The organism is Nocardia sp. NPDC050799, assembly GCF_040654015.1.
Lineage (GTDB): Bacteria > Actinomycetota > Actinomycetes > Mycobacteriales > Mycobacteriaceae > Nocardia.
The window spans coordinates 148,953-169,306 of record NZ_JBFAHF010000002.1 but is presented as its reverse complement, the minus strand read 5'-3'; the positions used below and the strand labels follow the sequence as shown (position 1 = coordinate 169,306).

Sequence of the window (20,354 nt, the reverse complement as noted above, 5' to 3'; positions counted from 1 at the left end):
AAACGGTCAGAAGGGCTCGGCGGCGGCGCGGCGCAGCACCTCACGCGCCAGTGGCCCGTGCAGCGCCTCCACCGGCTTACCCGGCAGCGTGTCGTCCTCGGTGAAGATCCACTCCATAATCTCCTCGTCGGTGTACTTCGCGTCGCGCATCACCGTGATCAGACCGGGCAGGAATCTCAGGATCATGCCCGTATCGTCGAAGAAGATCTCGGGCACACCGACCACGCCGTCACGCCGGACGGCCAGCAACTGGTTGTCGCGCAGCATCTGATGCACCCTGGTCACCACGACGCCCAGTTTCTTCGCGACTTCGGGCAGCGCGAGCAGGGGTACCGAGGCGGGCAGGACATCGGTACTACAGGGAAAGGCACTCACGGAAGACAACGGTAGACGCTGCCCGCCTCCCTGCCGTGAGACACCCGCGACGGCACGGCCGATACCATCGACAGCAGCCGCGCGGGGCGGCCACCGTGTAGGACACGGTTCGAAGGTGGAGAGGTTCGTGACAGCCGGAGGAGAATTGATCGGCGCCGTACTGGATCGGCGCTACCGGATCGACGCGCCGATCGCCCGCGGTGGGATGTCGATGGTGTTCCGCGGGGTCGATACCCGGCTGGGCCGCCAGGTCGCCATCAAGGTGATGGATCCCAAGTTCTCCGGCGACCCCCAGTTCCTGAGCCGCTTCGAATTCGAGGCCCGGGCAGTCGCCGGCCTCAAACACCCCTCCCTGGTCGAGGTCTACGACCAGGGTATGGACGGCGAGTACCCGTTCCTGGTCATGGAGCTGGTCCAGGGCGGCACCCTGCGCGAACTGCTGCGCGAGCGCGGCCCGATGCCGCCGCACGCGGTCCGCGCCGTCGCCGAACCGGTACTGGCCGCGATCGGTGTCGCGCACGCCGCCGGACTGGTGCATCGCGATGTGAAACCGGAGAACGTGCTCATCTCCGATTCCGGCGATGTCAAGATCGCCGATTTCGGCCTGGTGCGCGCGGTGGCCGCGGCCAGCACCACCTCGGCCAGCGTCATCCTGGGCACCGCGGCCTACCTCTCGCCGGAACAGGTCACCTCCGGCAGCGCCGACGCCCGCAGCGATGTGTACGCGTTCGGCATCTTGATCTTCGAACTGCTCACCGGCCGGGTGCCCTTCACCGGCGACAATTCCCTGTCGGTGGCCTACCAGCGGGTAGAGAACGACGTACCGAGCCCCAGCGAGTTCATCGCGGGGGTCCCGCCCGAATTCGACCGGCTGGTCGCCCGGGCGACCGCCCGGGAACCCGGGCACCGATTCGCCGACGCGGGTGAGATGGTCGCCGAACTGCGGGCCATCGCCGCCCGCCTGGAGCTGCCCGCCTACCGGGTCCCCGCCCCCCAGGACTCGGCCGAACACACCAGTGCCCGCCATCCGGTCACCCCGCCCGCACCCGAGCCCGCCGCGGTGGCCGGGCCCCAGGCCACCCGGATGGTGACCACGGCCCGCCCCCGGACCGAACCACCCCCGCCTGCCTATATCCCCCCGCAGCAGTCCACCCAGTACAGCGCCTATCAGGAGAGCCGGGCCGGCCATCGGCGCAACGGCATGATCTGGGCCGCCGTGGTGGTGGTGCTGACCCTGCTGGTCGGCATCGGCGGCTGGTGGCTCGGCATGGGCCGCTACGCCACCGTCCCGTCCGTCGCCGGCATGACAGTGCCGAACGCCACCACCGAACTGCAGGACGCCGGATTCGAGACCGGCACCCGGGACAAGGCCTCCGATACCGTCCCCGTCGGCGGCGTCGTGGGCACCGATCCGGGTCCGGGCGCCCGCGAGACCAAGGGCTCCACGGTCGATATCCTGATCTCCAGCGGCAAACCACAGGTCCCCGCGGTGTCCCCCGGCGCCGACTGGGACGAAGTTCAGCAGCTGATTCGCGACCAGGGCCTACAGCCGGTCGACGGCGGCGAAGTCGCCAGTACCGCGCCCGAGGGAACACTGGCCCGTATCGACCCCGGGCCCGGCACCGTCCTGCCCGCCGGCGCCCATGTGCAGGTCTGGAAGAGCAACGGATCCAAACCCGTCCAACTACCCGACCTGCGCGCCGACACCCCCGAGCAGGCCCGGCAGAAGCTCACCGACCTCGGATTGACGGTCGGCGGCGAACGCCCCGTCTACGACAAACTCGTCGAGGCCGGCCGGGTCATCGGCACCGACCCCGCGGTCGGCACCACCGTCGACGCCGGCTCCTCGGTCACCCTGCTGATCTGCGAAGCCGTCACCATGCCCTCGGTCACGGGGAAAAGGGTCTCCGAAGCCCGCCATACGCTGGAATCCCTCGGACTGACGGTCCAGGTACGCCAGCTGGCCCCGCTGGATTCCTCGGCCGTGGTCTCCCAGAACCCCCCGGCCAACGCCAACGTAGAGCCCGGCGCAACCGTCACGATCGTGGCCTTCCCCTGACAGACCATTCCCAGTAGGACGACCGGCAACCCCGACACCCGTCCCCTCTCCGCGCGAGCCCCCATGTGCACCTGGACGTCGAATGCCGACGCAACCCGTATGCGTCGAGTTCTACGAGACACCTCGAAGGGTTGAGGCCCGTCTCGCCCCTTGGCCGAAGGTGCTCAACGGTCGCTCTCTATGGACGGGGCCCACCGCACATCGCATGCGGCGAAGCCGCGAGTCTCGAGGCCGAAACGGCGAGACCAAGGGGGCCTCGACCCCGCGCCGCCGCAGGCGGCACCAAGAAACACAGCACCTTCACGAGCAAGCCCACATCCCCACCTTCACGAGCAAGCCCACGTTCTTGCTCCACCTCGAACCCAGATCACATCTCCATGAGCGCACCCTGACGCAGGTGCGAGACGAAACGCGCCGGTGAAGAGGTGAGCCGGGTATCGCGGGCAGTCTCGCCACCCGACCCTGTTCCGGCGCGAGGCCGTCGGAGAGCTGATTACCGCAACATCTCCGCGACCAGGAAGGACAGCTCCAAGGACTGCTGGGTGTTCAACCGCGGATCGCAGGCCGTCTCGTACCGTCCGGACAGGTCGAGATCGGAGATGTCCTGGGCACCGCCCAAGCATTCCGTCACGTCCTCGCCGGTCAGTTCGATGTGCAGGCCGCCCGGGTGGGTGCCGAGCGCGTGGTGGACCTCGAAGAAACCCTGGACCTCGTCGACGATGCGGTCGAAGTGCCGGGTCTTGAAACCGGTCGAGGATTCGTGGGTGTTGCCGTGCATCGGGTCGCACTGCCAGATCACCTGGTGACCGGTCGACTGGACCTTCTGCACGATCGCCGGGAGGATCTCGCGGACCTTCGTGTTACCCATCCGGGAGACCAGGGTCAACCGGCCGGGCTCGTTGTTCGGGTCGAGCCGTTCCACGTATTCCACCGCCTGCTCCGGAGTGGTACTCGGCCCGATCTTCACGCCGATCGGGTTGGACAGCAGCTCGGCGAAGGCGATATGCGCACCGTCCAATTGGCGGGTGCGCTCCCCGATCCACAGGAAATGCGCGGAGAGGTCGTAGAGGGCCGGGTCACCGGCCGAGTTGTGCGCGAGCCGCAGCATGGCCCGCTCATAGTCCAGGACCAGGGCTTCGTGGGAGGCATAGATCCGCGCCGACTGCAGACTGGGGTCGGTGACCCGGCAGGCGGTCATGAAACGCAGACCGCGATCGATCTCCCCGGCGAGCGCCTCGTAGCGCGCACCGGCCGGGGACTGTGCGACGAAATCCCGGTTCCAGTCGTGCACCTTGTGCAGATCGGCCATGCCGGCGTTGGTCAACGCCCGGACCAGGTTCATCGCGGCACTGGCGTTCGCGTAGGCGCGCACGAGGCGGGAAGGGTCGTGCTCCCGGACGGCCGCATCGGCGACCAGGGAGTTGACCATATCGCCCCGGTAGGACCTCAAACCGAGGGCGTCGGTATCGGAGGATCGGGGTTTGGCGTACTGCCCCGCGATCCGCGCGACCTTGACCACCGGCAGGCTGGCCCCGTAGGTGAGCACCACCGCCATCTGCAGCAGGGTGCGGATATTGCCGCGAATATGCGGTTCGGTGTTGTCGGCGAACGTTTCCGCGCAGTCGCCGCCCTGCATGAGAAATGCCTCACCTCGTGCTACCTCGGCGAGCCCTTTCCGCAGCTCGTCGACCTCCGCGGGGATGCAGATCGGCGGCACGCTCTCCAGCACCGTGCGCATGTTCGCCGCCTGCTCCGGGTCCCAGGACGGCTGCTGCAGCGCCGGGCGCGAGAGCGCGTCGTCGAGCTGTTTCCGCAGGTCACTGGGCAACGGCGGAAGCTCGGGCAAACGGTCGATGGGAACGTCGACGGTCCAGTTCACCCTTCCAGGATACGTTGCCGGGATTATCGCCCCACCTCCGGCAGGGCCGGGCGGGCCACCGGCGACCGGCCGGCGGAGACCGGCCGTCCGGAGCGGGCGGAGGCTGCGCGGAACATGCCCCTCGACCGGGCCTGGGTAGGCTCACATCACTTGTTCGCAGCCGATGGGAACCCACCTTTTGAGATATTTCTACGATGCGGAGTTCATCGAGGACGGCCATGTGATCGATCTGGTGTCGATCGCGTTCGTCTGTGAGGACGGACGTGAGTTCTACGCGGTGTCCTCGGAGTTCGACGCCGGCCGCGCGGGTCCCTGGGTCAGCAGATATGTGCTGCCGAAGCTGCCGCCGCAGACTTCGCCGCTGTGGCGGACCAGAGAGCAGATCCGCGAGGATCTGTACCGCTTCCTGATTCCGCGTCCGACCGTGGCGCCGGAGTTGTGGGCGTGGGTTGCCGCCTACGACCACGTGGTGCTGTGCCAGCTGTGGGGGTCGATGGTGGATCTGCCCTCGGCGCTACCCCGCTACACCAACGAGTTACGCCAGCACTGGGAGGCGCACGGCCGGCCGGAACTGCCGCCACCGCCGCGGGATGCCCACGACGCGCTGGCCGACGCCCGGCACAATCTCGCCAAATTCGAGGCCATCGAGGCAGCTCGCCGGCTCGCACGGTAGCGCCCGGCCGGGTCCGCCCGGCTCCCGGAACGACACAGGCCCCCTGTTGCCAGGGGGCCTGTGTGCGGTGCGGTACAGGTCAGTGCCCGTGCTGCCCGTTGCTGCCGTTCGAGCGGGCGTCCTCCTGTACTCGTTTGAGTACGGAGATCTGCCTGTGCTCTTCTTCCAGCTCGTTCGCGAAATGCTGTTCGCTCTCCCCGCGCGGGTCGGGCCGCAGGAAGCTGCCGGTACCCGGCTGGCCGGACGAACCCAGCTGGTTCATCTTCTTGGGCACCACGGCGCCCTGGTATTCCAGCGGGATCGGGTGGCCGTGCGAGTCCACCGGGCCGAGCGGCTGGTGCACCTCGATGTACTCACCGTGCGGCAGGCGCTTGATCACGCCGGTCTCGATACCGTGCTCGAGAACCGCGCGGTCGCTGCGCTGCAGGCCGATGCAGAACCGGTAGGCGATGAAGTACGCCAACGGCGGCGCGACGAGCAGGCCGATACGACCGATCCAGGTGGTCGCGTTCAACGAGATGTCGAACTTGAGCGCCAGGATGTCGTTGACGCAGGACAGTGTGAGCACCACGTAGAAGGCGATGGCCATCGCGCCGATGGCGGTGCGGACCGGGACGTCCCGCGGACGCTGCAGCAGGTTGTGCCGCGCCGTATCGCCGGTCAGCCTCTTCTCGATCCACGGGTAGGCGATCAGCACCACGAACACCAGGCCCATGATCAGCGCGACCCAGAACACCGCGGGCACGGTGTAGCGGCCCAGGTACAGCTCCCACGGCGGCATCAGACGGGCCAGACCGTCGGTCCACATCATGTAGAAGTCCGGCTGGGAACCGGCCGAGACCTGCGACGGGTTGTACGGGCCCAGGTTCCAGATCGGGTTGATCTGCAGTACACCACCCATGATCGCCACGAAACCGAGGGTGAACGCGAAGAACGCGCCCTGGTCGGCGGCGAACACCGGGACGATACGGGCACCGACCACGTTGTTCTCGGTGCGGCCCGGCCCTGGGAACTGGGTGTGCTTCTGGTACCAGACGATGGCCACATGCGCCGCGATGAGCGCCAGCATGATGCCCGGGAACAGCAGCACATGGGCGATGTAGAGGCGCGGGATGATGATCTCGCCGGGGAAGTCGCCGCCGAACATCAGCCAGTGCAGCCAGGTGCCGACCACCGGGACACCGATGGTGATACCGGAGAACGCGGCCCGCAGACCGGTGCCCGACAGCAGGTCGTCGGGCAGCGAGTAGCCGAAGAAGCCCTCGAACATCGCCATGATCAGCAGCAGCGAGCCGATCACCCAGTTCGCCTCACGCGGTTTGCGGAACGCGCCGGTGAAGAAGATGCGGAACAGGTGGATGATGATCGAGGCCGCGAACAGCAGCGCCGCCCAGTGGTGCACCTGCCGGACGAACAGACCGCCGCGCACCTCGAAGGAGATGTTGAGGGCGGTCTCGTAGGCCCGCGACATGCCGACACCGCGCAGCGGCTGGTAGGCGCCGTCGTAGGTGACGTGCGCCATCGACGGGTCGAAGTACAGCGTCAGGTACACACCCGACAGCAGCAGGATGATGAACGCGTACAGCGCGATCTCACCCAGCAGGAACGACCAATGGGTGGGGAACACCTTGTTGATCGATCGCTTCATGAAGGCGGCGGCGCGGTAGCGCTCGTCCACTTCGTTGGCTTGGGCCGCAAGTTTGCGGCCGACAGCCTCTCCAGCACTCATGATCGACGCTCCCAGAAGGCCGGGCCGAGGGGTTCGATGAAGTCACCGTTGGCGACCAGGTACCCCTCTGAGTTTACGGTGATCGGCAACTGCGGTAGCGCTCGGGCAGCAGGACCGAAGATCGGCTTGCCCCATTCGGTCGCGGAGAACTGCGACTGATGACAGGGGCACAGAATCCGGTTGGTCTGCTGTTCGAACAGCGAGGTCGGGCAGCCGAGGTGGGTGCAGATCTTCGAGTAGGCGAAGTAGTCGCCGAAGTTGAAGCTCTCCTGACCCTTACGTTTGATCGCGTTCTTCGCGTCCTCGGTGCGCAGCCGGATGAGCATCACGGCGTTGCGGATGCCGCGCAGCGACTGCAGGGTGGCGTGCTCGTCGCCGCGCCAGGATTCCTTCCACGGGAAGACCGTCTCCATGGCGCCCGCGTCCAGATCCTCGGGACGCACCAGCACGATGTCCTGCGGACGGCCGGTATCGCGACGGATGTAGACGGTTTCGCCCGGGTAGTCCGGAGTCCAGCCCGACACCCACAGCGGCGACTTCTCGCGCTGTGCCCACGGGTTCTTCACCATGCCGCCCACGAACACCAGCAGCGCGCCGATGCCGAGGATGCCGACGCCGGCGCCGGCGGTCCGGGTGATGAGCTTGCGGCGGCCCAGAGTGGAGGTGTCGAGGGCGTCGCCCAGTTCGGCCGCCAGCGTCCGCCGATCGACCTCGCTGGACTTGCCGTCGTGCCGGTCCTGGACCGACAGTTCCGCGGGAATGAACTTCTTCCGGATCAACACCACCGCGATACCGATGGCCAGGATCGAGATACCGAAGGTCAGGCCGTAGAGCGGAGTGGTGAGCGAGTACAGACCGTGCCCGTCGTCTTCCTTGCCCTTGTACTCCCAGGGCCAGAACAGGAAGACACCCACCAGCGCGGCCGCGGCCAGTCCGGAGATCGCGAACCACAGTGCGACCTGCCGTTCGGCGCGTTTCTCCGCGCGGGTACCCGGCACCGGCCAGCGTTGCCGCCGGTAGGCGACTTCCACGCCGTCGCGGGCGGTACCGAGGGCGACCAGCTCTTCCCGCGACATCGCGTCCAGTTCGGCCTCGGTCGGTTCCGCCGGGGTCGCGGCCGCGGAATCTTTGTCCAGGCGACCCATCTCGTTTCGCTCCTGTTCTTCACTCATGGCTTAGGTCCTCGATCCGATCCAGATCGCCGCACCGACCACCGCCACGATGCCGAGGGTCCACATGGCCAGCGCTTCGGTGGCGGGACCGAATCCGCCCAGGCCCCAGCCGCCCGGCGGCTTCGCCTCGGCCGAGTCCTTGACGTAGGCGATGATGTCGCGCTTCTCCTCCGGCGACAGCTGCCGGTCGGAGAATTTCGGCATGTTCTGGGGGCCGGTGACCATGGCGGTCCAGATCTGCGCCTCGGTGGCCGGCTCCAGCGGCGGGGCGAACTTGCCCGAGGACAGCGCGCCACCACGGCCGGTGAAGTTGTGGCAGGACGCGCAGTTCATGCGGAACAGCTCGCTACCGCGACCGATATCGGCGCCGCGCAGTGATTCCTGGGCGATCTCACCGTTGGCGTCGCGCAGCACCGTCGGGCCGCCGCCGTTGGCCGCGACATAGGCGCCGATCGCGTCGGTCTGGTGCGCGTCGAACTTCGCGGGTTTGCGCTCGGCCTGCGCTTCGTTGCGGGTCATCGGCATACGCCCGGAGGACACCTGGAAGTACACGGCCGCCTCGCCGACACCGATCAGGCTGGGACCGCGGTCGGCCACACCCTGCAGGTTGGCGCCGTGGCAGGTGACGCAGGAGGTCTCGTACAGTTGCTGACCCTCGCGGATCAGCGCCACCGAATCCTCGTTCGCCGTGGCCACCTGGGGCTCGGGGGTGAGCGCCGAGGCGAGGAAACCGGCTCCGACGAGACCCACCATGAGCGCGAGGCCACCCGCAATCCGTCGGCGGACGCGGCGCTGCCTGCGCTTCTTGCTGGCCTCGCCGTGCCCACCGCTGGCGGGCGCTGGCGCTGTCGGGGGCGATGAACTCATCTGTGTCCCTTTGGAGTAGACGGAACCTGGTGGGCTGTTGACGTGTGCACCCGCGCTACGCCTGTGTGGTCACGCTGCGCTACCTCCTCCGGCGCCGACGCTCGGGTGCAGGTCGGCGTCACCGGACGAAGTAGATCGTGGCGAAGAGCCCGACCCACACGATGTCGACGAAGTGCCAGTAGTACGAGACGACGATCGCGGCGGTGGCCTGAGCGGGTGTGAACTTGCTCATCGCGGTGCGCGCGAGCAGGAACAGGAACGCGATCAGACCGCCGATGACGTGCAGGCCGTGGAACCCGGTGGTGATGTAGAACACCGATCCGTAGGAGCTGCCGGCAATCGAGGTGCCCTCCGCCACCAGGTGGTAGTACTCGTAGCCCTGACCGCATACGAAGAACGCGCCCATGAGGAACGTGACGACATACCAGCGGCGCAGCCCGAACACGTCACCGCGTTCGGCCGCGAATACGCCCATCTGGCAGGTGAACGACGAGGCGATCAGCACGGCGGTGACCGGGATGGCCAGCGTCATGTTCAGCTCGGTCGGCGGCATCGGCCACTCGGGCGCCTGACTTCGCGCGACGAAGTACATCGCGAAGAGGCCGGCGAAGAACATCAGCTCGCTGGACAGCCAGATGATGGTACCGACGCTGACCATGTTGGGCCGGTTCAGCGAATGCACACGCTGGGTTATGGCCGATCCTGAGGTACCTACTGCGGTCGTCACGGGGGTAAGTATGACTCTTCGTAGTACGACAGTCGAAGTCGGGTTCCCAACTCGATTATCTGTGTCGTGATCGACCGGCTCCGTGCGTCTCTCACGGCGGTCCGGCGTGTCGGTTGCTCCCCCACCGCACAGGCCCCGCCAACAGCGCCGATGACGTCGTGCGGTGCGCCCGGCGGTAGGCGGTTTAGGGTGTGCACAACCGTTCGGTCACAGATATCGGTGCGACGAGGAGATTGAGATGAGCGTGCGCAGCTGGCCCCAGATGCTCGGGGCGCTCGCCGACGGACAGGACCTCACCGCGGACGATACGACCTGGGTGATCGACGAGATCTTCACCGACAACTCCACCGCGGCGCAGATCGCCGCGTTCGGGGTGGCGATGAAGATCAAGGGCCCCACCCCCACCGAACTGACCGGTATGGCCCGCGGGATGCTCGGGCACGCGCGGCTGGTGAAGATCGACGGTGACGCGGTGGACATCGTCGGTACCGGTGGCGACCGCTCCGGCTCGGTGAACATCTCCACCATGTCCTCGATCGTGGTCGCGGCGGCCGGGTTGCCGGTCGTCAAGCACGGTAACCGGGCCGCGTCCTCCAAGAGCGGCGGCGCCGATGTGCTCGAAGCCCTCGGGGTGAAGCTGGCCCTGGGCCCCGAGTCGGTAGCGCGCTGTGTACGCGAGGTCGGTATCGGATTCTGTTTCGCGCCGCTGTTCCACTCGGGTCTGCGTTTCGCCGGCCCGGCACGGAAACAGATCGGCATCCCGACCGTCTTCAATGTGCTGGGTCCGCTCACCAATCCCGCCCAACCGCGCGCCGGCCTGGTGGGATGCGCGTTCCCGGACCTTCTGGCGACCATCGCCGGAGTGTTCGCCGAGCGGGGCGCCGGCGCGCTGGTGGTGCGCGGCCGGGACGGCCTGGACGAGATCACCACCTCCGATGTCACCGATGTCTTCGTGGTCGCCGACGGGGTGGCCCGGGAAGCGGTGATCGACCCGGCTCGGCTCGGGATCCCCCGGGTCCACCTGGACGAGCTGCGCGGCGGCGACGCCGAGGTGAACGCGGGGGTGGCCCGCGACGTGCTGGCGGGCAATCCCGGTGCGGTGCGCGACGCGGTTCTGGTGAACTCCGCCGCCGCCATCACCGCCTACGACCTGTCCCGCGGCGCGGACACCGCCGCCGAACTCGACGATCAGCTGATGGCCGGGATCGAACGCGCGGCCACCGCGATCGACAGCGGGGCGGCCGCCGCCCTGCTGGACCGCTGGGCAGCCCTCACCCGAACCCTCGGCGACGACTGACCCCGGTTCACTCGCCGATCGAGAAACCGGCCTCGATATCGGCGCGCGAATACGATTTGAACGCGATATGCGTGACCGTGCGCTGGACGCCGGCGACCTTGTCGATCCGCGCGGTGACCACCTCGGCCACCTCCTCGTGGTCGCGGACCCGCACCAGCGCGATCAGATCGACGTCGCCGGCACACGAGTACACCTCGGTCACGCCCTCGGTATCGGCCACCGCCTGCGCGGTCTCCGGTATGCGCCCATTGTCGGCCTGGATCAGAACGATGGCGGTAATCATGGGAACAGCCTAGGCATGGCGGCGACCGGTCAGCCGCGCTGTTCGTCGTAGGACTCGGCGGCGCGGGCCGCGCCCGCGGCGGCGTCGGCGGCCTCGGCCCAGCCGATCCAGCGACCCGCGCCGCGGGCGGGTTCGGCGTAACCGTCGGTGGTGCGCACGATCCGCACGCCGGGGCGTTCGAGCCAGCGCGCGATCACCGCGACCTCGTCCGGGGACGCACCCAGCAGGGGCGGTAGCCGGAGATCGGCGCCGGTGAGGGGCAATTCGTCCGTGGCCGGCTGCCCGGGCTCCGGCCCGGTGGGGCGCACGGTCTGCGCGGCGGCGACGATCTGCTCGACCACCGGCATCGGCGGAATGCCGCGCGCGGCCGTGCCCGCCCCGGCGAGGCGGCCGTGCCGGACGACGGCGAATTCCCAGCCGCCGGCACCGTCGGGATGCGCGGCGATCAGTTCGGCCGGCCGGGCCACCGCGGCCAGCCGCTGGGTGCGGCGCAGCGCGCGGATGAGGGCCGCGGTCCGGTCCCGCAGCCGGGCCGCGGATTCGTACTGCTCGTTCGCCGCGTAGTCCTCGATCCGGGCCAGCAGGACATGGACCGCGGCATCGTCGGCTCCGGTGAACAGGGCGCGCGCGGCCGCGGGGGCCGCCGCGTAGGCCGCGGCGGCCCGCGGCTCGGGGGCCGCCGCCGGGCAGCCGCCGACGGCCTCCGGCGCACAGGTGTGCAGGGCCGTCCGGGACAGTCGGGTGGTGCAGGTGCGCAGACCGCAGTACTCGGCCAGCGTGGCGGCGATCCCGGCGGCCGCGGCACGGGCGTGGAACGGTCCCACCGCCGGACCGCCGGGGTCACGCACCAGGGTGAGCCGCGGGAAGGCTTCGGCGGTGAGCGCGATCCACCAGGCGCGCTTCGGAAATTTGGACCGCCGGTTGTAGGGCGGGGCATGCGCGGCGAGCAGCCGCAGCTCCCGGACACCGGCTTCCAGCCCGTGCGCGCACACCACGTGGTCGACGCGGGTGGCCAGCCGCACCATCTCCCGGATCCGGCCGCGGGTCTCGGAGCCGGTGAAGTAGCTGCGTACCCGCCGGCGCAGATTCACCGCCGTACCTATATAGAGGACTTCGTCCGACGGTCCGCGGAACAGGTACACACCGGGCGCGGCGGGCAGGTCGACGGCGAGGGCGCGTTTGGCCCGCTGTCCCGCGGTGACCTCGGGCAGATAGTCGATCAGTTCGGTGAGGCTGTGCACCCCCTGGTTCCCCACCCGGCCGATCAGCGCGTGCAGTACATCCACGGTGGCGCGGGCGTCGTCGAGCGCGCGATGGGTCGGGGTGGTGCTCGCGCCGAGCACCTGGGCCAGCACCCCGAGCCGGACCGACGGCGCCTCGTCGCGGCCGAGCACCCGCCGCGCGAGCCGGACCGTGCACACCACCTGGGCACGCGGCCACGGGGTGTCGCAGCGCGCGGCGGCGGCTTTGAGGAAGCCCATATCGAAGCGGGCGTTGTGCGCGACGAGGACCGCCCCGGCGGCGAACTCGAGGAACCCGGGCAGGACCGCGTCGATAGGTGGCGCGGCCCGCACCATCGCGGTGGTGATGCCGGTGACCTGCACGACTGCCGGCGGGATGGACCGGCCGGGATCGACCAGGGTCGCGAATTCACCGAGCACTTCGCCTCCGCGTACTTTGACCGCGCCGATCTCGGTGATCGCATCGTCGGCCGGACTGGTGCCGGTGGTTTCCAGGTCCACCACCACGAATGTCGTGTCGTAGAGCGGAGTGTCGAGCTGGTCGAACGCCAGTTGCCGGGCAGGCAGCGGGGCGGGTTCGGACACGGCGGCAGGCTACCGGGCGGGTGCGACAGGTTCGCGATACCGGTTCGTTGTGCGTGATCTTCAGACGGACAGCGAATCTGTACGTATTCCCCCTCGGGACACCATTCACCACGCAAATGTGCGCCAGCTCACATTCAATGTTCGTTTGCTATGTAATTGCCCTATTAGCTGCAAAATGGTCGAGGAATCCAAAACAGGGAAGTCGCGGCAGAGCAAACCGGAACGGGCGTCCCAGCGCGGCCACTGTCCCAGCACGGACATCCACCCGCTCGAGCTGGGAAAATCAACCGATTCCGCCGCCGACTCCCCCTCTACGGAAGACACCCGCATACCACCGCCCCACCCCCACGTAACCTCGGCGCAATTCACCGATGCCCTGTGATTTCGCTCGCACAATTTGCCGAGCGAAAGCTGCGGGCCGCACGTTTATCGAGCCCAGGGGCTTTACAAATGGCCGTGATCTGTTCGTAATCTTTTCGAGACCTCGCGGAGTTCGGCGCACCATCGGCGGTGCGACCGGGCGGGGAGATCGGAAGGACCGCATCATGGCGTTCAACACCGTCAAGCGACAGGCACGGCGCGTAGCCGTAACCGGAGCCGTCGGCGCTGCCACCCTGGGCGCATTCCTGCTCCCCGCCGCACCGGCCGCCGCCCAGCCGGTGACCATCGGCGGCTTCGGCACGTTCGAGGTGCCCAACGACATCCCGGTCCCCGCGGGCATCCCCGGCGTGCAGGCGCCCGGCGCCGCCGTCGCACCGCCCTTCGTCACCCCCACCAAGACCGCGGGCCGGCTGGCGCTCGACGCCGCGCTCTCGAAGGTCGGCGCGCCCTACGTCTACGGCGCGGCCGGTCCGAACGCCTTCGACTGCTCCGGTCTCGTGCAGTGGTCCTACAGACAGGCCGGGCGCGAACTACCGCGCACCAGCGACGCGCAGCTGGCCTCGGGCTCGCCGGTCTCCATGAACGACCTGCAGCCCGGCGACGTGGTGTCGTTCTACGGCGGCGGACATTCCGGCCTGTACGCGGGCGACGGCAATGTCGTGCACGCCTCCACCGCCGGCTCCCCGGTCGCGATCGCGCCCATCTCGTCCATGCCGGTCGCCGGCGCGCGGCGCTACTGAGCGGTATCCGCGGGGTCTCCGGCACGACCTTCCCGGTTCCGGCCGCCGGCCGGGCGACCGCGCCGGGTCGTACTGGACACCCCGCGGGCCCGTCCGTAATCTAATCGAGACCTTTACGGGCTACTTCGCACAGAGCGTCATACGGAGAGCGGGGCACAGCAGGCTGTGGCAGGACACGAACAGCGGCAACGACGTCGGCGGGATCGGCGTCGCGGGCCCGGCCACAGGCGAGACCGGTATTCGGGACGTACCGCGCTGGCGGCCGGCCTCCTGGCGGTGGCCCTCTACGGTGGCGGTCCGGCCGGAGCCGATCCGGCCCCCGCACCGACCTCCGCGAGCGAAGCCGTCCAGCAGATGATCGACCTGTCCCGCCAGGCCGAACAGCTCAATCAGCAGGCCCTCACCGCACAGGCCGACCTCGACGCGAAACTGGCCGTCCAGCGCGACGCCGATGCCAAGGTCGCCGCGGCCGGTGCCGCGGTCGACGCCGCGCGCAACGAGGTGGCCCGCTATCGGCCGATGATCGACCGCACCGCCATCGCGGCCTACCAGGGTGCGCGTACCAACCGGTTGTTCTCGGTACTGGTCAGCGACTCCCCGCAGCAGCTGCTGGACCAGATGTCCACGCTGGACGTGGTCGCCACCCAGACCTCCGACCAGTTGAAGCAGTACAAACGCGCCACCGACGCCGCGACCGCCGCCCAATCCGCGGCCCGCGCCGCCGCCGATACCGCCCGCGCCGCCACCGATCAGGCGAACACCGTGCGTGACGACGTCGGGCGCAAACAGACCGATCTGCAGAACGCGGTGGCACGGGTCATCGAAGTCTGGGGCGGTTTGTCGACCGCGGACCGGACCGCACTGGCCGGTTCCCCTTTCCCACCCGGATTCGACCGCGACAGCCTGCTGCGCGACCTGGTACCCGGCAGCGGCACCAGCGCCCTGGCCGCCGGACTCACCCGCGTCGGCGACCCCTACGTCTGGGGCGCCACCGGACCCGACCAGTTCGACTGCTCCGGCCTGGTGCAGTGGGCATTCAGGCAGGTCGGCAAGGAGGTGCCGCGCACCAGTTCGGCGCAGGCCGCCTACGGCACCCCCGTGCGCCGCGACGAACTGCAACCCGGCGACGTCGTCTTCTTCTACGACGACATCTCCCACGTCGGCATCTACGCCGGAAACGGCCTCATGTTGCACGCGTCGACGTTCGGCGTCCCGGTAGCCGTGGCCCCGATGGATTCCACGCCCTATCACTCCGCCCGGCGCTACTGACACCCGGAGCGACCCGGCCGACAGCGCGCCAATACTGTGGGTCGTATGGCTCGAACTCTGCTGGTTACCAATGATTTCCCGCCGCGGCCGGGAGGTATCCAGTCGTATCTGCAGGCGCTGGCCGGGCAGCTGCCTCCGGACGATCTGGTCGTCTACGCACCTCGGTGGCGCGGGGACAGCCACACCCGATTCGACGCGAAACAGCCTTTCCAGGTCGTTCGCCACCCCACCACCCTCATGCTGCCCACCCCCGCGGTGCTGCGCCGCGCCCGGAAGGTACTGCGCGCCGAGGGCTGCGAATCGGTATGGTTCGGCGCGGCCGCGCCGCTGGCCCTGCTCGCCGCGCCGCTGCGGCGCGCCGGCGCCCACCGCATCCTGGCCGGCACCCACGGCCACGAGGTCGGCTGGTCGATGCTGCCGGCCGCCCGGCAGGCGCTCCGGGTCATCGGGGACCACACCGATGTCGTCACCTATGTCAGCAAGTACACGCGCCGCCGGTTCGCCGCCGCGTTCGGACCCGACGCCGCTCTCGAATACCTGCCGCCCGGCGTGGACACCGAAACCTTCCGTCCCGATCCGGGCGCCCGCGCCGAACTGCGGAAACGCTACGGTCTCGGCGACCGGCCCACCGTGCTCTGCCTGTCCCGGCTGGTCCCGCGCAAAGGTCAGGACGTACTGCTGGTCGCCATGCACCGGATCAAGGAACGCATCCCGGACGCCGTCCTGGTGATCGCCGGCAGCGGCCCCTACGAAGACCGGTTGCGCGGCTTCGCCGACGCCCTCGGCCTCGCCGACGAAGTGGTGTTCACGGGCCGGGTCCCAGCTGCCGAACTGGCCGCCCACCACACCCTCGCCGACGTATTCGCGATGCCCGCCCGCACCCGCGGCGCCGGCCTCGATGTGGAAGGTCTCGGCATCGTCTACCTGGAGGCCTCCGCCACCGGCGTCCCCGTGGTGGCCGGAACCTCGGGCGGTGCCCCGGAAACGGTGCTGGACGGGAAAACCGGGCGCGTGGTGGACGGCCGCCGCGCCGATCACGTCGCCGACGCGATCGCCGATATCCTCGCCGACCGCGACGCGGCCGCCGAAATGGGCATTGCCGGAAGGGCTTTCGTCGAACGCCAATGGCGCTGGGACACCCTCGGCGCTCGCCTCCGGCAGCTGTTGTGATCTGGCGCCGCCGCAGGCGGCACCATTAACACAGCGCGCCGATGAGCACCTTCTTCACCATCTACTACGCTCACCCGGGTGAGCAGTATCCAGGTCGCGGACCAAACCTTCCTCGCCGCTCCCGGCGCCGCGGTGGCGGCTGCGCTGGCGGGGCCGGGGCACTGGCGGCGCTGGTGGCCCGATCTCGAACTGGATGTCCGGGAAGATCGCGGCGACAAGGGAATTCGCTGGTCGGTGTCGGGCGCGCTGTCCGGCACCATGGAGGTGTGGCTGGAACCGTCGCTGGACGGCGTGATCCTGCACTACTTCCTGCACGCCGAGCCGCCGCAGCCGCTGCCGCCGCGCAAACTGGCCGCCGCCAACCGGACTCGCCGGGTGGCGGGCAAGGTGATGTCGTTCGAGGTCAAGGACCGTCTCGAGGACGATCGCCCGGCCGGAGTCGCTCCCCACGACAACTGACCGATTTCGTACCGCACCGCCGAAAGGAACCCCTGAGACCCAATGGCCGACCGGACCCAGAGATCGATCGTCATCGCGGCACCCGCGCGGCAGGTGATGTCAGTTATCGCCGATCTGGCGTCTTACCCGGAGTGGGTGTCGGCGGCCAAATCGGTGGAAGTCCTGGAGACCGGGCCCGACGGCCGGGCGCGTACCGCGCGCTTCGTGCTGGACGCGGGCGTGGTCAAGGACACCTACGTGCTGTCCTACACCTGGCAGCCGGACGATCTGGCCGTGAGCTGGACGCTGGTGAGTGGTGAACTGCAGAAGGTCCAGGAGGGCCGCTACGAGCTCGTCGAGCAGCCCGGTGGCGGCACCGAGGTGCGATACGAACTGACCGTGGATCTGACGATCCCGATGATCGGCATGTTCAAGCGCAAGGCGGAGAAGGTGATCACCGATACCGCGCTCAAGGAACTGAAGAAACGGGTCGAAGGCTGACCGGGCCGCGGCGCTCGGGAGACGATGCCCGCGGCGGCGGCCGGGCCGCTCGCGGCACCCGGTCGCGCACGCGGGTCGAAATGTTCGTCGGCAAGGGCGGAGTCGGCAAGACGACACTGGCGTGTGCGCGCGCCATGAGTTGCGCCCGGGCGGGTCAGCGGATTCTGGTGGCTTCGCTCGACCAGGCGCATTCACTCGGTGACGCGCTGGGCTTCCGGTTCGCGCACGATCCGGGTGCCGTCCCGGGGATCACCCAGGTCGTCCCAGGCCTCGAGGTGATCGAACTCGATTCGCTGGCGCTGCTGGAGGAGCGTTTCAGCGCGCTCACCGAACTGCTGCGGACCGATCCGGGTCACGATCACGGTTTCGATCTGGCGGCCCTGGATCCGGCCGAACTCACCGGCCTGCCGGGGGTGCAGGAGCTGCTGATGCTGGTGGAGATCGCCCAGTACGTGGCCGACGACGAATGGGACGCCATCGTCCTGGACTGTCCGCCGACGGCCGATATGCTGCGCATCGTCACCATGCCCGAGACGGTGCTCGGGTATCTGGACCGGGTCTGGCCGCCGCATCATCGGATGATGAGTTCGATCGGTACCGATATCCGCCGGGCCGTCCTGGCGGCGACCGTGCAGCGGGTGGTCACCGCGGTCGGCGAGGTCCGGGATCTGCTCGCCGACTCCGACCGCACCAGTGCCCGGCTGGTCACCCTGGCCGAACGGGTCGCGGTCGCCGAATCGGCCCGGGTGCGTTCGGCCACGGCGCTGCTCGGGTTGCGGCTGGACGCGGTGGTGGTGAACAAGGTGCTCGCCTCGGTACCGCCGCCGGGGCCGGAGCCCCAACATCCCGCCGTGCGCTGGTATCTGAATCGCTGCGCCGAACAGTGGGATGTGATCTCCGGATTGCAGCGGTCGATGCCGGAGGTCCCGGTACTCGTCGCGGGACATACCGGCGCCGAACCGGTGGGCCTGGGCCCGCTGGCGGCGCTGTCGTGCGTGGTCGCGGAGTCGGATGTGTCGCCCGGGAGCGGATACGACGGTGCCCGGCTCGACAGCGGGGGCGCGAGGCGTGACGATTCGGGTTCGGCGCCGATACCGGGAGACGGCACCGCGCCCGCCGTGCGCTTGGAATCCGGGGCGGGCTTGCAGTCGGTGTACGCGATGCGTATCCATCTGCCGATCGCCGATCCGGCGACTCTGCGCCTGGGACGAGTGGAGGACGATTTGATCGTGGGAGCGGACGGCGTCCGCCGCCGGCTACGCCTGGCGCCCGTCCTACGCCGCTGCACCGTCAGCACCGCCGAGCTGGATAACGGATACCTCGTCATCCGTTTCCGCCCCGACCCGCAGGAGTGGCCGAAGTGACCGGAACCCGCTACCGCCAGCCCCAGGGCGTCGCCGAATTCGCCGACGAACTGCGGCTGCTCGCCGAAGCCGTGCTGGAACGCGTCGAACCGGTCCTGCGCGAGGCCGCGGCCGAGGGGCAACCCGAGTGGAACAACTGCGCCTGGTGCCCGCTCTGCGCCGCGGCCGCGCTGGTCCGCGGCGAACATCACGAGGTACTTGCCACGGTGGCCGCGCACGGCACCGCGATCGTCACGGTGCTGCGCGAGGCCTTGGCCGGGGTGCCGGTGGATCCGGTGGTGGCGCATCGGCACGGGCCGGAAAGCGGCACCACGCACCAAAATTCCCACCCCGCCGCGACCGGAGCCGACGGGGCGCCCGGCAATGCCGACGACGCCGATGATCCCGGCGCGGTGACCGGCGGCACCGATGCCGCGAACCCGCCCGGCGACCGCGCCACGGATGCCGGAAAAGCTCGCTATGTCGGTATACCCGTGAACATCAAGCAGTGACCGGCACCCGCTCCGGTGCCCCGCTGACCGTCGGTATCGATATCGGCGGCACCAATATCCGTGCGTCGGTGGTCGACGCCGCGGGCGAGGTCCTGGACACGGTGCAGTACCCGACTCCGCATTCGGCCGTGGCGCTGGAGGCCGCGCTCGACCGCGCGGTCCGCGAACTCGCCGATCGGCACACGCTCGACGCCGTCGGACTGGCGGTCGCCGGTTTCATCTCCCAGGACCGCACCACGGTGCGCTTCGCCCCGCATCTGCCGTGGCGGGACGCGCCCGTGGCGAAACGCCTCACCGACCGCCTCGGCCTGCCCGTCCTGCTCGAACACGATGCCAACGCGGCAATGTGGGCCGAATACCGGTTCGGCGCCGCCGCCGGCGGGCACAACGTGGTGCTGGTGGCGATCGGTACCGGAATCGGTGCCGCGCTACTGCTCGACGGCACCCTGTATCGAGGCACCTACGGCGTGGCCCCCGAACTCGGGCATCTGCAGGTCGTCCCCGGGGGGCGCGACTGCGGATGCGGGAAACGGGGCTGCTGGGAGCGGTACTGCAGCGGGACCGCGCTCGCCGAAACCGCTATCGAACTGCTGGCCACCGAAACCGCGCCCTCGGCGCTGGCCCGGGAGCTCGTCGCCGACCCCGGCGCGGTCACCGGCCGCCGCATCGCCGACGCGGCCCACGACAACGACCCGCTCGCCGTCCGGGTGATGGCCGATTTCGCCCGGTGGCTCGGGCTCGGCCTGGCCTTCGTCGGCGATATCTTCGACCCCGACCTGGTCGTCATCGCCGGTGGGGTGAGCAGTTCGGCGCCGCTGTTCCTCGACGAGGCCCGCGAAGAATATGCTGCGGCGGTCACCGGTCACGGCCACCGGCCGCTGGCCCGGATCCGGACCACCCAGCTGGGCGAGGCGGCCGGCATGATCGGCGCCGCCGAACTCGCCCGCTCGGCGCTCAGCGCCGGAGTCCGAGACCGGGGTACCGGCTCAGAACATCCGGTTTGCCCGGAAAAGGGTCTCGGCACGTTCACGTAACCGAAACGCACTCGTGAAATCTCGGCGGCGAGTGTGGGTGACATTGTTCGCGGGGCTTGGATGTGATCTGCGACCGGCG

The 20,354-nt window shown here is 69.1% G+C and carries 19 protein-coding genes; 11 read left to right on the top strand and 8 right to left on the bottom strand.

What is annotated here, in order from left to right:
• Positions 1–6: 6 nt before the first annotated feature.
• Positions 7–375 (bottom strand): Rv2175c family DNA-binding protein, encoded by a 369-nt coding sequence (locus tag AB0H42_RS03445; RefSeq protein WP_357049164.1) that lies wholly within the window; start codon positions 373–375, stop codon positions 7–9.
• Between the two features lie 127 nt (positions 376–502).
• Here AB0H42_RS03445 and pknB point away from each other — a divergent pair, with 127 nt between their 5' ends.
• Positions 503–2,434 carry a Stk1 family PASTA domain-containing Ser/Thr kinase gene (gene pknB / locus AB0H42_RS03440; protein ID WP_357049162.1) on the top strand — a complete coding sequence of 644 codons (1,932 nt, stop codon included), beginning with the start codon at positions 503–505 and terminating at the stop codon, positions 2,432–2,434.
• A 493-nt stretch (positions 2,435–2,927) separates the two neighbouring features.
• On the opposite strand, the gene AB0H42_RS03435 is transcribed toward pknB, so the two are convergent.
• Positions 2,928–4,313: a class II 3-deoxy-7-phosphoheptulonate synthase gene (locus tag AB0H42_RS03435; RefSeq protein WP_357049159.1), complete on the bottom strand. Its 1,386-nt coding sequence runs from the start codon at positions 4,311–4,313 to the stop codon at positions 2,928–2,930.
• Between the two features lie 178 nt (positions 4,314–4,491).
• On the opposite strand from AB0H42_RS03435, the gene AB0H42_RS03430 reads away from it, so the two are divergent.
• On the top strand, positions 4,492–4,986 hold the full coding sequence (locus tag AB0H42_RS03430) for a polyadenylate-specific 3'-exoribonuclease AS (protein ID WP_357049156.1): 495 nt from the start codon (positions 4,492–4,494) through the stop codon (positions 4,984–4,986).
• Between the two features lie 79 nt (positions 4,987–5,065).
• Here AB0H42_RS03430 and AB0H42_RS03425 read toward each other — a convergent pair whose 3' ends face one another.
• The 4 genes from AB0H42_RS03425 to AB0H42_RS03410 all read right to left on the bottom strand — a co-directional run bounded on the left by AB0H42_RS03425 (position 5,066) and on the right by AB0H42_RS03410 (position 9,481).
• Positions 5,066–6,715, bottom strand: coding sequence for a cytochrome bc complex cytochrome b subunit (locus tag AB0H42_RS03425; protein WP_357049153.1), 1,650 nt, complete (start codon positions 6,713–6,715; stop codon positions 5,066–5,068).
• Positions 6,712–7,860, bottom strand: a complete 1,149-nt coding sequence (locus AB0H42_RS03420; protein ID WP_357049551.1) for a ubiquinol-cytochrome c reductase iron-sulfur subunit — start codon at positions 7,858–7,860, stop codon at positions 6,712–6,714. Before AB0H42_RS03420 ends, AB0H42_RS03425 begins: the two co-directional genes overlap by 4 nt.
• 30 nt (positions 7,861–7,890) lie before the next feature.
• Entirely contained in the window at positions 7,891–8,754 is an 864-nt protein-coding gene (locus tag AB0H42_RS03415; RefSeq protein ID WP_357049150.1) for a cytochrome c, read from the bottom strand.
• Positions 8,755–8,872: 118 nt separating this feature from the next.
• Positions 8,873–9,481, bottom strand: a complete 609-nt coding sequence (locus AB0H42_RS03410; protein ID WP_357049147.1) for a heme-copper oxidase subunit III — start codon at positions 9,479–9,481, stop codon at positions 8,873–8,875.
• A gap of 238 nt (positions 9,482–9,719) precedes the next feature.
• On the opposite strand from AB0H42_RS03410, the gene trpD reads away from it, so the two are divergent.
• Positions 9,720–10,778 carry an anthranilate phosphoribosyltransferase gene (trpD, locus tag AB0H42_RS03405; protein WP_357049144.1) on the top strand — a complete coding sequence of 353 codons (1,059 nt, stop codon included), beginning with the start codon at positions 9,720–9,722 and terminating at the stop codon, positions 10,776–10,778.
• A 7-nt stretch (positions 10,779–10,785) separates the two neighbouring features.
• On the opposite strand, the gene AB0H42_RS03400 is transcribed toward trpD, so the two are convergent.
• Both AB0H42_RS03400 and AB0H42_RS03395 read right to left on the bottom strand, forming a co-directional pair.
• Complete coding sequence (locus AB0H42_RS03400; protein WP_030523878.1) at positions 10,786–11,061, bottom strand: Lrp/AsnC ligand binding domain-containing protein; 276 nt, start codon at positions 11,059–11,061, stop codon at positions 10,786–10,788.
• A gap of 29 nt (positions 11,062–11,090) precedes the next feature.
• On the bottom strand, positions 11,091–12,887 hold the full coding sequence (locus AB0H42_RS03395) for a DEDD exonuclease domain-containing protein (RefSeq protein ID WP_357049141.1): 1,797 nt from the start codon (positions 12,885–12,887) through the stop codon (positions 11,091–11,093).
• A gap of 545 nt (positions 12,888–13,432) precedes the next feature.
• Here AB0H42_RS03395 and AB0H42_RS03390 point away from each other — a divergent pair.
• The 8 genes from AB0H42_RS03390 to AB0H42_RS03355 all read left to right on the top strand — a co-directional run bounded on the left by AB0H42_RS03390 (position 13,433) and on the right by AB0H42_RS03355 (position 20,275).
• Positions 13,433–14,008: a C40 family peptidase gene (locus AB0H42_RS03390; protein ID WP_357049138.1), complete on the top strand. Its 576-nt coding sequence runs from the start codon at positions 13,433–13,435 to the stop codon at positions 14,006–14,008.
• A gap of 276 nt (positions 14,009–14,284) precedes the next feature.
• Positions 14,285–15,277: an NlpC/P60 family protein gene (locus AB0H42_RS03385; protein WP_357049135.1), complete on the top strand. Its 993-nt coding sequence runs from the start codon at positions 14,285–14,287 to the stop codon at positions 15,275–15,277.
• Positions 15,278–15,322: 45 nt separating this feature from the next.
• Positions 15,323–16,447, top strand: a complete 1,125-nt coding sequence (locus AB0H42_RS03380) for a glycosyltransferase family 4 protein (protein ID WP_357049132.1) — start codon at positions 15,323–15,325, stop codon at positions 16,445–16,447.
• A gap of 78 nt (positions 16,448–16,525) precedes the next feature.
• A complete protein-coding gene (locus AB0H42_RS03375; RefSeq protein WP_357049130.1) occupies positions 16,526–16,906 on the top strand; it encodes a polyketide cyclase / dehydrase and lipid transport in 381 nt (126 codons plus the stop codon).
• Positions 16,907–16,948: 42 nt separating this feature from the next.
• On the top strand, positions 16,949–17,386 hold the full coding sequence (locus AB0H42_RS03370; protein ID WP_357049127.1) for an SRPBCC family protein: 438 nt from the start codon (positions 16,949–16,951) through the stop codon (positions 17,384–17,386).
• Between the two features lie 80 nt (positions 17,387–17,466).
• Positions 17,467–18,750: an ArsA family ATPase gene (locus AB0H42_RS03365; protein ID WP_357049125.1), complete on the top strand. Its 1,284-nt coding sequence runs from the start codon at positions 17,467–17,469 to the stop codon at positions 18,748–18,750.
• Positions 18,747–19,241, top strand: coding sequence for a hypothetical protein (locus tag AB0H42_RS03360; protein WP_357049122.1), 495 nt, complete (start codon positions 18,747–18,749; stop codon positions 19,239–19,241). The genes AB0H42_RS03365 and AB0H42_RS03360 overlap by 4 nt, the downstream gene beginning before the upstream one ends.
• Positions 19,238–20,275, top strand: a complete 1,038-nt coding sequence (locus tag AB0H42_RS03355; RefSeq protein WP_357049119.1) for an ROK family protein — start codon at positions 19,238–19,240, stop codon at positions 20,273–20,275. Before AB0H42_RS03360 ends, AB0H42_RS03355 begins: the two co-directional genes overlap by 4 nt.
• Positions 20,276–20,354: the final 79 nt, after the last annotated feature.